This is a genomic window from Caulobacter sp. GW821-FHT10A10, from assembly GCF_059415745.1.
Window position 1 is genome coordinate 78,062 of sequence record NZ_JBWKNV010000011.1, and the last position, 14,131, is coordinate 92,192.

Here is a 14,131-nt window from a genome sequence, read left to right on the forward strand (position 1 = left end):
TTTACCTAAGGGAAGGCCGCGTTTCTGACGTAACGACGAATAGAGTGAGGCCTAAAAGCCGCCATTTCTTTGACGCGATGAACAAAATTCACCGCGAAGCGAATAAATAGCAACGTTTTTTGAAAAGATCAGTTAGAGGCGACAGCAACCTCCAGCGCTGCAAGGCGTTTGGCGGACCGATAACCTCCCCAAGCTCCCTTAGAAGGTGCGTCAGTCATGTCTCTCTCGCGTAAGCTCCTCGCCGCCGGCGCGGCCGTCGCCGCCCTCGCCGCCGCCTCGCAAGCCACCGCTTCGGGCTTCTACCTGCAAGAACAATCGGTCCGCGGTTCGGGCCGCGCCTATTCGGGCGAAGTGGCCGACACCGGGGCCGCCAGCCTGTGGTGGAACCCGGCCGCCATCGCCAGCGTCGAGCACGCCGAAGTCTACGGCGGCCTGCACGCCATCCTGGTCAACTCGGACGTCAAGAACACCGGTTCGACCATCACCCGTCCGGGCCAGGCGACCACCGCCATCAGCGGCGAAACCCGCGAGAGCAACCCGATCCTCAACGGCCTGCTGCCGAACTTCGCCGGCGCCTGGCGCCTGAACGACAAGATCGTCGTCGGCCTGTCGACCGCCGCCCCGTACAACTTCACCACCAAGTACGGTGAAGGCAACTTCGCCCGCTACGACGCCCTGAAGTCGCGCCTGACCTCGATCGACATCCAGGGCACGGTCGCCTACCGCCTGACCGACCAGATCGACCTGGGCGTCGGCGTCAGCGCCGAATACGCCGATGCGAACCTGACCAACGCCCTGCCGCAGGTCTCGCCGCTGCTGGCCGACACCGGCCGCCAGTCGCTGACCGGCGACGGCTGGGACTACGGCTGGACCGTCGGCGGCCAGTTCCGTCCGACCTCGGCCCTGACCATCGGCGCCAGCTACCGCTCGAAGATCGAACACACCCTGAAGGGCCAGGTGACGATCGCGGGCCTGAGCAGCGTCCTGGCCGCCAGCAACGGTTCGTTCGACGGTGAAGCCACCATCACCACCCCGTGGATGGCCACCCTCGGCGCCCGCTGGGCCGTGACCCCGAAGACCACCCTGAACGCCTCGGTCAGCCGCATCGGCTGGAGCGAGTTCGACGCCATCCGCGTCACCCGCGCCGCCGGCACCACCGTGATCGACCAGGACTACAAGGACATCACGACCATCGCCATCGGCGTCGATCACCAGCTGACCCCGCGCCTGACCCTGCGCGGCGGCGTCCAGAAGGACCCGACCCCGACCCCGGAAAACGGCCGCACCGCCCGCGTGCCGGACGGCGACCGCATGCTCTACGCCGTCGGCGCCACCTGGGCCGCCAAGCCGAACCTGATGCTCGACGTCGGCGCCAGCTACATCGACTTCGACAAGGCCGTGATCACCCGCACCGACGTCTCGTACGCCGGCACCGCCGCGGCCACGACGACCGTCCTGAAGGGCGAAGCCACCGGTTCGGGCGCCGTGCTCTCGACCGGCGTCCGCTGGACCTTCTAAGGCTCTCCAGCCTCTGAAACGGAAAGGCCGCCCGGATCGCTCCGGGCGGCCTTTTTGTTTGGAACCTCCCCCTTTGGGGGAGGCGGCCGAAGGCCGGTGGGGGGCCGTTTTCAGCTTTCGAGGCATGGGTCGACTTTGCAGCCGCCCCCCCCTCCGATCGCTACGCGATCGCCTCCCCCACAGGGGGAGGTCCCTCGATGGGCGACGCCGCGCCTAGTTCGCCACCGTTCCCCAAACCGCCTTCGCCGCCTGCACGAACGCCTTGGCCGCCGCGCTCTCAGGCGCCGCCAGCACCACGGGCCGCCCCGCGTCACCGGCCTCGCGCACGCCCATCTCGATCGGCACCTGGGCCAGCACCGGCACGCCCAGCGCCTCAGCTTCCGCCACGCCGCCGCCCGAGCCGAAGATCGGGATCGGCGCGCCGGTCGCCGGGTCGGCGAAGAAGGCCATGTTCTCCACCAGGCCCAGGATCGGCGTCGCGGTCTTGGCGAACATCGCCGCCGCCCGGCGGGCGTCGATCAGGGCGATCTCCTGCGGGGTGGTGACCAGCACCACGCCGTCGATGCGCAGCTTCTGCACCAGGGTCAGGTGGATGTCGCCGGTGCCCGGCGGCAGGTCGACGACCATCACGTCCAGCGGCTCGGCCTCCGAGCCCCAGGCCACGTCGTGGATCAGCTGGCGCACCGCCGACGAGGCCATCGGCCCGCGCCAGATCATCGCCCTGCCCTCATCGACCATGAAGCCGATCGACATCAGCTTCACGCCGTGCGCCTCCAGCGGCAGCAGCTTCTTGTCCTCGAAGGTCGGCTCGCCGTCGACGCCCATCATCCGCGGGGCCGAGGGACCGTAGATGTCGGCGTCCAGCAGGCCGACCTTCAGGCCCAGGCCCGCCAGGGCGCAGGCCAGGTTGGTCGAGACGGTGGACTTGCCCACCCCGCCCTTGCCCGAGGCCACGGCGATGACGTGGCGCACATGGGCGGGCTTTTCCGAGGCCGGCGGCGGGCCGACCTGGGCCTGCGGGTCGTCGGCCACCCGCGCGCCCTTGCGCACCCGGGTCGTCTCGGCCGGAGCCTGGGCGGTCAGCACCACCTGAGCGCGGGTGATCCCCGGCAGGGCCGCCAGCGCTTTCTCGGCCGCCTCGCGCACCGGCGCGTAGCCGCCGACCCGGGCGGCGGGCACTTCCAGCACGAAGCCGGCCTTGCCCTCGCGCACCACCAGCCCCTGCACCAGGCCGGCCTTCACCAGGCCAAGCCCCGTGGCCGGATCCTCGATGCGATCGAGGGCCTCGCGGGCGTCATCGGGAGTTGCAGAAGAGCTTGCGGTCACGTCAGTGTCTTGCCTTGTCGCGTGGGGGTCCTCATATCCGCGTGCGGGGTCTGTTTTACAACCCCGCCAGCCAACAAGCCTGAGGAGGTCGCCCCGCGCCCTCCGCACCGACAAGCCCAAGGAGGTTGCCCGCAACCTCCGCCAACAAGAACGAGCGACGGGAAGACAGCGCCGCCCATGCCCTGGAACGACAACGCCGGACCCGGCCCCTGGGGCTCGCCCCCGCCGGGCGACGACAAGAACGACGGCGGGCGCAAGCCCGACCCGACGCGCCGCCCCCCTGGCCCGCCCGGCGTTCCGCCGCCGCCCATCGACGTCGCCGAACTGGTCGACAGCCTGACCGGCCGCCTGCGCGAGACCTTCGGCGGCCCTGGTCGCGGCAAGGCCATCGCCCTGGGCGCCGCCGCCGTGGTCGGTCTGTGGCTGGTCTCGGGCGTCTATGTCGTCCAGCCCAACCAGCAGGGCGTGGTCACCACCTTCGGCGCCTACAGCCGCACCAGCGATCCTGGCCTGCGCTATCGCCTGCCCTGGCCGATCGAGGATGTCGAGCGCGTGCCCGTCACCTCGATCCAGACCCTCGACGTCGGCGGCGTGCCCGGGGCGGAAGTGCCCGCCGAGCGCCTGATGCTGACCGGCGACGAGAACATCGTCGACCTCAGCTTCACCATCCAGTGGAGCGTGTCGGACGCCGGCAAGTTCGTGTTCAACGTCCGCGCCCCCGACGCCGTCATCAAGGACGTGGCCGAAAGCGCCATGCGCGAGGTGGTCGGCAAGACCGCCCTCACCCCGATCCTCACCAACGGCCGCGGCCAGGTCGAGGCCCAGACCCGCGCGCTGATGCAGCAGACGCTGGACCGCTACAACATCGGGGTCCGCATCGAGGGCGTCCGCATCCAGGTCGCCACCACCCCCGCCCCCGTGCTCGACGCCTTCCGCGACGTGCAGCGCGCGGCCCAGAACGCCCAGTCGGCGGCCAACATCGCCCGCGGCGAGGCGGCCACCGTCATCCAGCAGGCCAAGGGCTACCGCGAGCAGGTGGTGCGCGAGGCCGCCGGCGACGCGGCCCGCTTCAACCAGGTCTACGAGCAGTACAAGCTGGCCCCCGGCGTCACCCGCGAGCGCCTCTACATCGAGACCATGCAGCGCGTGCTGGCCAAGTCCAACAAGGTCATCATCGACAGCAAGGGGGCCAACGCCCCGGTGATCCTGCCGTCCGACACCTTCCGTCCGCGCGTCGCTCCCGCGCCCGTCGAGGGAGCCGCCCGATGAGCCGCATCCGCAATCCCAACACCCCGCTGATCGCGGCCGGGGCCACGGCCTTCGCCGCCCTGATCCTACTGTCGACCACCGTCTACCAGGTCGACCAGCGCCAGCAGGCCCTGGTGGTGCGCTTCGGCGACCCGGTGCGCGTGGTCCTCGATCCCGGTCTCCACCTGAAGGCCCCGATCGACAAGGTGCTGCGCTTCGACAAGCGCAACATCGACATCGCCGCCAACCAGGAAGAGGTCACGGCCGCCGACCAGGAGAAGCTGGTCGTCGACGCCTTCGTCCGCTACCGCATCTCCGATCCGCGCCAGTTCTACCGCAAGCTCGGCCGCGAGAGCGTGGCCCGCGATCGGCTGGACCGCATCGTCAACGCCGCCCTGCGCGAGCAGATCGGCCGGCGGAACTCCGAGGACGTGATCGCCGGCAAGCGCGCCGAGATCATGGCCGACATCCGCACCGAGGTCGCCCGCCAGGTCGCCGGCTCGCAGCTGGGGCTCGAGATCATCGACGTGCGCATCAAGCGCGCCGACCTGCCCGAGCCCAACCAGCAGGCGGTGTTCGAACGCATGCAGACGGCCCGCAAGCAGGAAGCCGCCGAACTGCGCGCCATCGGCGACCAGCGGCGCCGCGAGATCGTCGCCACCGCCTACGAGGAAGCCGAGAAGATCCGAGGCGAAGCCGACGCCCAGCGCGCCCAGCTGTTCGCCTCCAGCTTCGGCCGCGACCCCTCGTTCGCCGCCTTCTACCGCTCGATGCAGGCCTACGAGCAGTCGCTGGGCCAGGGCGACACCACCCTGGTCCTCTCCCCCGACAGCGCCTTCTTCAAGTACTTCGACAAAGGCCCGGCCGGCTGAGGTCCTCTCCCTCTGGGGGAGGTGTCGCGTAGCGACGGAGGGGGGCCGTTTTCAGCTTCCGAGCCGCCGCCCGCCCCTCCCCCGTAGAATCCCCGCGAAAGCGGGGACCCAGGCTTTTTCTGCCACCCGCCGCCTAAGCCCTTCCCCCTTGATGGGGGAAGGGTTGGGATGGGGGTGACGCTGCGGTTCCGCCTGCACGACGGAGACCGGACTTACCGCCGCAACCACCCCCAACCCCGGCCCTTCCCCCATCAAGGGGGAAGGGAGAAGAAGGGCTGACGGGGATAGACGAAGCTGGATCCCCGTCGAGCGCGGATCAAAACCCAACCAATCCAACCCCTTGCAACTTTCTCACCGCCCTGGATCAGACGCGCTCAAACCCGCTGCATAATCACTGGGTCTCGCCGCACCGAAGGGGCGCGCGGCCAGCGACCAATGCGGCGGCGGGATGCGATCGAGCGGGACTGGGGCGGATTGGGAAGATCCGTCGTGTCCGGGACCTGGCGCTGGCCAGGCCCGCCCGCCGTCGGCTTGGGCGAGGATTACAGAGCACACCCCCTCTCCTCGTCGCCGTCCGAAGAGGAAACTCCAAGGACGATCCTGGTAAGGCGTTAAGAGCGCCGCCGCCCGGGAAGCCGGCAGCCAAACGACCGCGCGGAGCGCCTTGGCTTCGTCGAAACGGTACACACAACAGCACCTCCGGGCGTCGCCCGGGCGCTCCGCTCTCCTTCATCCACTCGCAGCGAAAGCGCGGGGACGCCCACCCGTTCCCTCTCCCCTTGCGGGAGAGGGTGGCCCCACGGAGTGGGGTCGGGTGAGGGGTCTCTCAGAACTCAACACCGCGTGCGGCGGTCAGGCTTGGTGCGGCGTCCCACATTTGAGAGACCCCTCATCCGACCTGCTTCGCAGGCCACCTTCTCCCGCAAGCGGAGAAGGAAAACTACCGCCGCTCCACCGTCTGGCGCGCCATCGGGGCCAGCTTGGCGAGAAGCTTGTTCTGGGCGGCGAAGGGCACGCCCTCCTTGTCCATCGCCCACTGCAGGTTCTCGACCAGGGCGTTGAAGTCGCGGGGCGTGATCCCCTGGTCCTTGTGGGCCGCGGTCATGTCCTTGCCGGTGTAGTCGCAGCCGCCGCCCAGCACGTAGCAGAACTGCTCGGTCAGGGTCCGCTTCAGGCGCACGGTGTCGGCCGTGGCGAAGATGTCCTTGATGCGCGGGTCGGCGAGGTTGCGGTCGACGAGATCGCTGGTGATCCGGGCCAGGCCCTCGCGGCCGTGGAAGGCCTCGAACACCGCCTTGTCGCTCATCGGCGCCGCGCCGGCGTTGGCGTTGGACTGGACATAGGGGTCGACCGGCTGCTCGCCGGGCGGAACGGCGGCGTCCTGGGCCTGAGCGAGGCCGGAAAGACCAAGGGCGAAACCAGCGGCCAGGGCCGCGCGGAGGGCGTTGTGGCGGATCATGATCTGGCGCTCCTAGAAGCCGGCCTGCAGCGAGACATAGAGCCCGCGCTGGTCCTTGAAGGTGGCGATGTCGCCCAGGTCGACATAGGCCACGGTCACCGAGACGGTCTTGTTGACGGCGTAGGCGGCGAAGACGTCCACCCAGTCGCTTTCCTTGGCGAAGCCGAGGTTGTCGGGCTTGGTGCGGTACTCGGCCCCCAACGCCAGGCGCTTGCTGACCAGCCAGCCGGCCGAGCCCTCGAACTGCGCCCGGTAGCTGTCGTTCCTGTCGCCGCCGAAGCCCAGCAGGCCGGTCTGGTTGGCCTTGGTCAGCCTCACCGTGCCGTTCAGCAGCAGGCTCTTGTCGAGCAGCAGCTTGGTGGCGGCCGCGTAGTAATCGACGCCGCTGTCGTCCTTGCCGCCAACGGCGCGGACGATCGCGCCCTGGTCGTTCTTCTTCCACTGGGCGCCGACGGCGACCTGCGGAACCCAGGTGTCCTGGTCATAGACCAGGTCGCCGATCAGGCGGACCTTCACCCCGACGACGTCCTGCTTGAAGGTGAAACCCTTGCCGAGGCCGAGCTTGGCGCCGGTCGCCCCGGTGTCGAATTCCTGGCGAGCGAGCGACAGTTCGACCCGGTCGAACAGCCCCACCGCCCCGCCATAGGCGCGCAGCTCGTAGTCGGGCACATTGACATAGGTGGCGTGGACCTTGCCGCCGACGCCGCGCGAGGTCTCGTTGCCGGCGATCACCGCCCAGGTCGAAAGACCGCCGCCGGCGCTTCCTTCCAGGGCGCTGACGCCGCCGGTCAGCAGCAGCTTGCCGCCAGGCTCCATCTCGCCGGCCAGGGCCGATCCGCTCCACAGCGCGTACCCCAGCGTCATGGCGCAACCCGCGCCCGCCAGCACCGCCGTCTTCGTCCTGCCCATGCCGCCCCGATCCCCGAAATCCGTTGGCGGCGACGCTACGGGCAAGACTTTACGCAATCGTTAGAACATCTCGCCTAGGGTTAGACTTCAGCGCTGCGACAATTTGTCCATCAGCTTCGGGGAAATCATGCGCAAGATCGTCGCCAGCTCGATGAAGATCGCCTCAATACTATTTTCGGTTGCGATTTTCTCGACGCACGCCATGGCGGCGGACCTCACGCTCTCGGTGCGCGGGAGCGACGGCAAGCCCGTGGCCGACGCCGTCGTCACCGTCTATCCCGGCGGCCAGCCGACCAAGGGGCCGATCAAGTTCGACTGGCCCTATCGCGTCGCCCAGCAGAACATCCAGTTCAACCCGTTCGTGCTGATCGTCCCGGCCGGCGCCGAGGTCTCGTTCCCCAACCTCGATAAGGTGCGCCACCACGTCTATTCGTTCTCGGCCGGCAACAGGTTCGAGCTGAAGCTTTACGGCCGCGAGGAGAACCGCGTCGTGCGCATGCCCGCCGTCGGCGTGGCGGCCATCGGCTGCAACATCCACGACCAGATGGTCGGCTTCATCAAGGTGGTCGACACCCAGTACGCCGCCAAGACCGACGCCTCGGGCAAGGCCTTGATCCGCGGCGCGCCGGACGGGCCGGTCGTGGTCAAGGTCTGGCACCCCTATCTGCGCGCCCCCAAGAACGAGAAGACCGTCCCGCTCGCCGCCCTGCGCGGCGCGGTCTCACAGGACGTCTCGATCGACCTGCGCGCCCCGGCGGCGATGAGCCACTAGGGCCGGCCCGATGTTCCACCGTCTGCAGACCAGACTGACCGTCCTCTACGCCGGGCTCTTCGCCCTGGCGCTGGGGGCGATCGCGGTCACCGTCTACCTGACGATCGCGGCCACGGCCCAGCAGGCGGTGCGCCAGGAACTGGCCGCCACCGGCGGGGTCTTCGACCGCGTCTGGGCGCTGCGCACCCAGCGCCTGCGCGACGGCGCCGACCTCTTGTCGCGCGACTTCGGCTTCCGCGCCGCCGTCGCCACCCGCGACGCCCCGACCATCGCTTCCGCCCTGGCCAACCTGCGCGGCCGCATGGGCCTGGACCTGGCCGTGATGATGAACGTCGACGGCGAACTGACCGGCGTCGACCCTTCCCAGCTCGACGCCGAACGCCTGTGGACCGCCCTCGACGCCGAGGACGGGGCCGGCGGCGTCTTCATGGTCGGCGGCGAGCCCTACCAGCTGATCTCGGCCCCGATCCTGTCGCCCACCCTCACCGGCTGGGTCGTGTTCGGCGTCCGCCTGGACGATCGCGAGATGCGGGCGCTGGAACGGCTGTCGGCGATCCGCCTCGACGCCGACGTCTTCAGCCGCGAGACGGGGCGCGACGGCGAGCACTGGCGCGCCCAGGACGCCGGCCGCCAGACCCCCGCCCTCACCGCCTTCGTCGCCCAGGCTTTGAAAGGCGACGGCGCCCCCGGCCGCGTCCAGGGCCCGGCCGGCGACGAACTGGTGCTGGCCAAGCCGCTGAAGGCGCTGGGCGGCGGCGCCTCGGCCCTGGTGCTGCGCTATCCCCTCGCCCTGGCCCTGGCGCCCTACCGCCTGCTGCTGGCCGCCGTGGCCCTGGCCGGCCTGATCGGCGCGGCCCTGGTCATCGCCGCCAGCTGGATGCTCTCGCGCGGTCTCGCCCGTCCCATCGCCGAGCTCGACGCCGCCGCCCAGGAGCTGGAGCAGGGCCGCGAGGTTCAGGTCGCCGTGCAGACTCGCGACGAAATCGGCCGCCTGGCCGAAAGCTTCAACCGCATGGCCGACGGCATCCGCGACCGCGAGGCGCGGATCACCCACCTGGCCATGCACGACGCCGAGACGGGCCTGGCCAACCGCCACGCCCTGGAAACCGAGATCGCCGCCCGCATGGCCGCCGATCCGAGCCAGCCGGTGATCATCGGCGCCCTGGGCCTGGACCGCTTCACCTTCGTTCGCGGGGCCATCGGCTACGCCCTGGCCACCGAACTGATCGTCGAGATCGGCGAGCGGGTGCGCGCCCACAATCCCGACGTCATGGTCGGGCGGCTGACCACCTCGACCCTCTGCGTCGTCTCCAGCTTCACCGATCTCGACGAGGCGGTCGCCGTCGTGACCTCGGCCACGCCGATCCTGGAGGCCCCCGTGCGCCTGGGCGGCGACCTCGTGGACATCCACGTCAGCAACGGCCTGGCCGCCGGCCGCCAGGGCGAGAGCGACCCCCACCGCCTGATCGAGCAGGCGATGATCGCCCTGGACCAGGCTCGCGACGCCGGCAAGAAGGCCGCCGCCTTCGACGAGACGGCCTATGGCGACCCGGCCAGCAACCTCTCCCTGATGAGCGAGATGCTGGAGGCCGTGCGCACCGGCGCCCTCTTCCTCAACCACCAGCCCAAGCTGGATCTGCGCACCGGCGCGATCACCGGAGCCGAGGCGCTGGCGCGCTGGATCCACCCCACCCGCGGCTTCCTGGGCCCCGACCTCTTCGTCGGCATGGCCGAGGAGACCGGCCACATCCGCGCCCTCACCGACTACGTCATCGACCAGGCGATCGCCGACCAGCAGGTGCTGCGCGCCGCCGGCCACGATCTGCTGATGTCGGTCAACATCTCCGGCCGGCTGATCGACGACCTAGGCTTCGCCCGTCAGGCCATCGAGCGCGTCACCCAGGCCGGCGCGCGCATGTGCTTCGAGATCACCGAGACGGCCGTGGTCGGCAACGCCGCCGTGGCCCTGCAGGTGCTGGAGCAGTTCGCCGCCGCCGGTATCGCCGTGTCGATCGACGACTACGGCTCGGGCCTGTCGTCCCTGGCCTATCTCAAGCAGATCCGCGCCGACGAGCTGAAGATCGACAAGGCCTTCGTCATGGGCATGGACCGCGAGGCCAAGGACGCCCTGCTGGTCAAGTCGACCGTCGACCTGGCCCACAGCCTGGGCCTCAAGGTCGTCGCCGAGGGCGTGGAATCGCGCGAGGCCCTGGCCATGCTGCAGGTCATGGGCTGCGACATCGCCCAGGGCTATCACATCGCCCGGCCGATGGGCCTGCCGGCCCTCACCGAGTTCCTGACCGCCTGGGGCGCCGAGGAGACCCAGAGCGATCAGGCAAGGCAGGCTTGACCCTTCAGGCCTGTTGCTTCAGCAGGTCGAGCACGACGTGCAGGCTGTCGGCGATGTGGACGCACTTCTCGTGCATCTCCTCGGTCGGATCGAGGATGTCGGGGACCATGATCGTCATCATCCCCGCCCCGTGCGCCGCGCGGACGCCGGGATGGGAATCCTCCAGCGCAAGGCACAGCGCGGGATCGACGCCCAGCCGCTCGGCGGCCAGCAGGTAAGGGTCCGGGAACGGCTTGTGCCGCGTCACGTCATGGTGGGCGACCACCGCATGGAAGCGGGGAAGAAGATCGAAGCGCCCCAGATACCGCTCCACCGCCGGCAGGCCGTTCGAGGTGGCGATGGCGCGCGGCAGGCCCAGGTCGTCCAGGTGATCGAGGATCTCCTCGACGCCGTCCTTCAGCCGGATCTCGGCTTCGAGCAGCAGCTCGACGTCGGTCCACAGCCGCTCGAAGAACGGCTTCACCGGAAAGTCCTCGCCGTAGAGCTCGCGCAGCATCACCGCGCACTCGGGATTGGTCTTGCCCACCATCGAGGCATAGGTCGCCGCCGTGATCGGCGCGCCGAACACCTTGCCGGCGTCGATCATCGCGGCGCGATAGACGGTCTCGGTGTCGAGCAGCAGGCCGTCCATGTCGAAGACCACCGCCTCGACGCGGCGCGGGAAGCTCACTGAGCGAACTCCTCAGCGCGATAGCCCTGGAAGTAGAGCAGCGCCGTCAGGTCAGCATGATCGACTTTCGCGTGGGCCCGGGCCGCCACGATCGGCTTGGCGCGATAGGCCACGCCCAGGCCGGCGGCCTCGATCATCGCCAGGTCGTTCGCGCCGTCGCCCACCGCCAGGGCGTCGGCCGGGGTCAGACCCAGGGCGGCGGTCTCCTCGTTTAGGGCGGCGAGCTTGGCCTCCTTGCCGAGGATCGGATCGCCGACCTCGCCGGTCAGGGCGTCGCCCGCCTCGATCAGGGTATTGGCCCGGTTCAGGTGGAAGCCGGCCGCTTCGGCCACCCGGCTGGTGAAGAAGGTGAAGCCGCCCGAGACCAGGGCGCAGCGGGCGCCGTGGGCGGCCATGGTCTTCACCAGCGTCTCGGCGCCGGGATTGAGCCGCACCCGCTCGTCGAAGCAGGTCTGCAGGGCCGAGGTCGCCAGGCCCTTCAGCATGCCGACCCGCTCGCGCAGCGCGCCCTCGAAGGCCAGCTCGCCGCGCATGGCGCGCTCGGTGATCTCGGAGACCTTGTCCTTGACGCCTGCGAAATCGGCCAGCTCGTCCAGGCATTCGACGTTGATGATCGTCGAGTCCATGTCGGCGATCAGCAGGCGCTTCTTGCGGTTCAGGGCCGGCTGGATGGCGAAGTCGACGGGCTTGTCGCCGATGGCGGCGATCACGCGCTCGCGGATCAGGGCCGGATCGGCGTCAAAGGTCACATCGACCGCGTCGGGGCCGAGCGCGACGACCTCGCCGAGCGACAGAGCTGCGGCGAGGGTTTCGGCCTCCGGGCCGACGAGGGTCAGGACGTGCATGAACGGGGCGGCTAAGCCAGTCGCCCCGCCCCGTCAAGCAACTTGCAGAACGAACCCGCTCAGCCCGCCTCGATCCCGGTGCAGCGCTGCAGCAGGGCGACGCCGGCGCGCTTGCCCGCGGCCTCGGCCGTCTCGCCCTCGGCCGGCTTGACGTTCTCGAACAGGAAGTCGAGCCCGTCCTCGTAGACCTTGCTCGCCTTGACGCCCTTCTCGGCGCCGTCCTCGAAGGCCTCGTCCATCATCGTGCGCCCCTTGGCCCCGAAGGCTTCGAGCACGAACTGCATGCCGCGCCCGTCGGCGCCCTTGCTGGCGAAGACCTGCGGATAGGCGGTCGCGACCTTTCCGAGGATCACCAGCACCGCGCCGCAGCCGGCCTTCTCCTGAGGCGTCAGGTCGGGAGCCGGCGTGGCCGCCATGGCCGCGGCGGCGGCCGAAGGCGCCTTGGGCTTATTGGGCGTGACCGCGGCCAGCGCCGAACCAGCCGTCAGGGACGCGACCATCGCGGCCGCAATCATGTATGTACGCTTCATGGACCAAGCCGCCCCGTACGCAACCGTCGCAACGCCCTTCGCTGACGACTCGCGCGTCTGGATGATCGCCGGACCGACGGCCAGCGGCAAGTCGGCCTATGCCCTCGATCTGGCCGAACGCACCGGCGGCGAGATCGTCAACGCCGACTCCATGCAGATCTACGCCGGCCTGCGGGTGCTGACCGCCGCCCCCTCGCCCGAGGAGGAGGCTCGCGCGCCGCATCACCTGTTCGGCGTCGCCGACGCGGCCGACGGCTGGTCGGTCGGCCGCTGGCAGGCGGCCGCCGTCAGAGTGCTGCACGACATCGCCGCCCGCGGCCGCCCCGCCATCGTCGTCGGCGGCACCGGCCTCTATTTCCGCGCCCTGACCCACGGCCTGGCCGAGGTGCCGCCGGTGCCCGAAAGCCAGCGGGAGATTTCCGGCCTGCTCTACGCCGCCCAGGGCGAGGCGGGCTTCCGCGACCTGCTGCGCCCGCTGGACCCAGCCGCCGAGGCCCGCATCGAAAGCGGCGACCGCCAGCGCCTGGTCCGCGCCCACGCCGTGGCCGTCGCCACCGGCCGGGCGCTGTCGGATTGGCAGGCCGACACCCGCCCCGTCCTGCAGGCCGGCGAATGGAGCGGCGTGGTCCTCGACCCGCCCCGCGCCGAACTCTACGATCGCTGCGACGCGCGTCTGGGCCTGATGGTCGAAAGCGGCGCCCTCGAAGAGGTCGCCGCCATGGAGACGCGGGGCCTGGATGCCGCCCTGCCCGCCCTCAAGGCCGTCGGCTATCGCGAACTGGCCGCCCACCTGCGCGGCGAGACGAGCCTGGACCAGGCCCTCGACGCCGCCCGCCAGGAGACCCGCCGCTACGCCAAGCGCCAGCTCACCTGGTTCAGGAACCAGACCCCGGACTGGCGAAAGCTCGACCCGCTGCACAAAGGCTCGCGGGATCCGGGCGACTTGGCGTAAGGGCCAGGACCAGCCGCCACAGGATTTTCCGATGACCGAACTCGCCCGCCTCGCCGCCGCCGTCGCCGCTCGCCTGACCGAACGCGGTGAGACCGTCGCCGTCGCCGAATCCTCCGCCGGCGGGCTTATCTCGTCGGCGCTGCTGGCCGTGCCGGGGGCCTCGAAGTTCTACGCCGGCGGCGCGGTCGTCTACACCGCTCGGGCGCGGCTGACCCTGCTGGACATTCCGCAGAAGGCCATGGACGGACTACGTTCGGCCAGCGAGCCCTACGCCGTGCTGCTGGCCCGCGTGGCCGGCAAGAACCTGAAAGCGACCTGGGGCCTGTCGGAGACCGGCGCCGCGGGGCCAGAGGGCAACCGCTATGGCGACGCCGCCGGCCATAGCTGCATGGCGGTCGTTGGGCTGGATCGCGAGGTCAGTCTTACCGTCGAGACCGGGATCGATGACCGCGAGGCGAACATGCGACGCTTCGCTGAGCACGCTCTTGCCCTGCTTCTGGAAACCTTGGGCTGAAATTCGCGCCAGACCCGTTGCGACTTATCCGCCACGGGTCGTTTCTTGCGTCAAACCGCGCCTTGACGCCCTCAGGCGAGCATGGCATTCCCCGATCATCCATTTGGAGCAACACTCGTGCGCACCACCATGATCGTACTTATGGAGCGGCCGTTCACGGCGTGAC

The 14,131-nt window shown here is 69.8% G+C and carries 14 protein-coding genes; 8 read left to right on the plus strand and 6 right to left on the minus strand.

The genetic code is table 11. The annotated features are described in order from the left end of the window. The first annotated feature begins 216 nt into the window (after positions 1 to 216). Positions 217 to 1,518, plus strand: coding sequence for an outer membrane protein transport protein (locus AC07NS_RS24460; RefSeq protein WP_494607528.1), 1,302 nt, complete (start codon positions 217 to 219; stop codon positions 1,516 to 1,518). Between the two features lie 213 nt (positions 1,519 to 1,731). Here the strand turns inward: AC07NS_RS24460 and AC07NS_RS24465 are convergent, their stop codons facing one another. Further along, positions 1,732 to 2,844: an Mrp/NBP35 family ATP-binding protein gene (locus AC07NS_RS24465; protein WP_494607530.1), complete on the minus strand. Its 1,113-nt coding sequence runs from the start codon at positions 2,842 to 2,844 to the stop codon at positions 1,732 to 1,734. Positions 2,845 to 3,021: 177 nt separating this feature from the next. Between AC07NS_RS24465 and hflK the strand changes: the two genes are divergently transcribed. Beyond that, positions 3,022 to 4,113, plus strand: coding sequence for an FtsH protease activity modulator HflK (gene hflK, locus AC07NS_RS24470; RefSeq protein WP_494607532.1), 1,092 nt, complete (start codon positions 3,022 to 3,024; stop codon positions 4,111 to 4,113). Then, the gene (gene hflC, locus AC07NS_RS24475; RefSeq protein ID WP_494607534.1) at positions 4,110 to 4,964 is read left to right on the plus strand and encodes a protease modulator HflC; all 855 of its coding nucleotides are present in this window, start codon (positions 4,110 to 4,112) and stop codon (positions 4,962 to 4,964) included. Before hflK ends, hflC begins: the two co-directional genes overlap by 4 nt. Positions 4,965 to 5,904: 940 nt before the next feature. Here the strand turns inward: hflC and AC07NS_RS24480 are convergent. Then, positions 5,905 to 6,423 carry a group I truncated hemoglobin gene (locus tag AC07NS_RS24480; protein ID WP_494607536.1) on the minus strand — a complete coding sequence of 173 codons (519 nt, stop codon included), beginning with the start codon at positions 6,421 to 6,423 and terminating at the stop codon, positions 5,905 to 5,907. Positions 6,424 to 6,435: 12 nt separating this feature from the next. Next, on the minus strand, positions 6,436 to 7,332 hold the full coding sequence (locus AC07NS_RS24485; RefSeq protein ID WP_494607538.1) for a DUF3034 family protein: 897 nt from the start codon (positions 7,330 to 7,332) through the stop codon (positions 6,436 to 6,438). Between the two features lie 127 nt (positions 7,333 to 7,459). Here AC07NS_RS24485 and AC07NS_RS24490 point away from each other — a divergent pair, with 127 nt between their 5' ends. Both AC07NS_RS24490 and AC07NS_RS24495 read left to right on the plus strand, forming a co-directional pair. After that, complete coding sequence (locus AC07NS_RS24490) at positions 7,460 to 8,104, plus strand: cupredoxin domain-containing protein (RefSeq protein ID WP_494607540.1); 645 nt, start codon at positions 7,460 to 7,462, stop codon at positions 8,102 to 8,104. 10 nt (positions 8,105 to 8,114) lie between these two features. After that, positions 8,115 to 10,454 carry a putative bifunctional diguanylate cyclase/phosphodiesterase gene (locus AC07NS_RS24495; RefSeq protein ID WP_494607542.1) on the plus strand — a complete coding sequence of 780 codons (2,340 nt, stop codon included), beginning with the start codon at positions 8,115 to 8,117 and terminating at the stop codon, positions 10,452 to 10,454. A gap of 4 nt (positions 10,455 to 10,458) precedes the next feature. Here the strand turns inward: AC07NS_RS24495 and AC07NS_RS24500 are convergent, their stop codons facing one another. From AC07NS_RS24500 to AC07NS_RS24510, 3 genes are read right to left on the minus strand one after another with little or no spacing between them, the layout of a single operon-like run. Continuing rightward, positions 10,459 to 11,124, minus strand: a complete 666-nt coding sequence (locus AC07NS_RS24500) for an HAD family hydrolase (protein ID WP_494607543.1) — start codon at positions 11,122 to 11,124, stop codon at positions 10,459 to 10,461. Continuing rightward, positions 11,121 to 11,969: a phosphoserine phosphatase SerB gene (serB, locus tag AC07NS_RS24505; RefSeq protein WP_494607545.1), complete on the minus strand. Its 849-nt coding sequence runs from the start codon at positions 11,967 to 11,969 to the stop codon at positions 11,121 to 11,123. The genes AC07NS_RS24500 and serB overlap by 4 nt, the downstream gene beginning before the upstream one ends. Positions 11,970 to 12,028: 59 nt before the next feature. After that, positions 12,029 to 12,484, minus strand: coding sequence for a hypothetical protein (locus tag AC07NS_RS24510; RefSeq protein ID WP_494607547.1), 456 nt, complete (start codon positions 12,482 to 12,484; stop codon positions 12,029 to 12,031). A gap of 76 nt (positions 12,485 to 12,560) precedes the next feature. Here AC07NS_RS24510 and miaA point away from each other — a divergent pair, with 76 nt between their 5' ends. From miaA to AC07NS_RS24525, 3 genes are all read left to right on the plus strand, one after another. Further along, on the plus strand, positions 12,561 to 13,451 hold the full coding sequence (miaA, locus tag AC07NS_RS24515; RefSeq protein ID WP_494607612.1) for a tRNA (adenosine(37)-N6)-dimethylallyltransferase MiaA: 891 nt from the start codon (positions 12,561 to 12,563) through the stop codon (positions 13,449 to 13,451). A gap of 31 nt (positions 13,452 to 13,482) precedes the next feature. Continuing rightward, complete coding sequence (locus AC07NS_RS24520) at positions 13,483 to 13,965, plus strand: CinA family protein (RefSeq protein ID WP_494607549.1); 483 nt, start codon at positions 13,483 to 13,485, stop codon at positions 13,963 to 13,965. 117 nt (positions 13,966 to 14,082) lie between these two features. Continuing rightward, a complete protein-coding gene (locus AC07NS_RS24525) occupies positions 14,083 to 14,130 on the plus strand; it encodes a hypothetical protein (RefSeq protein WP_370444040.1) in 48 nt (15 codons plus the stop codon). The last annotated feature ends 1 nt before the right edge of the window (position 14,131 follow it).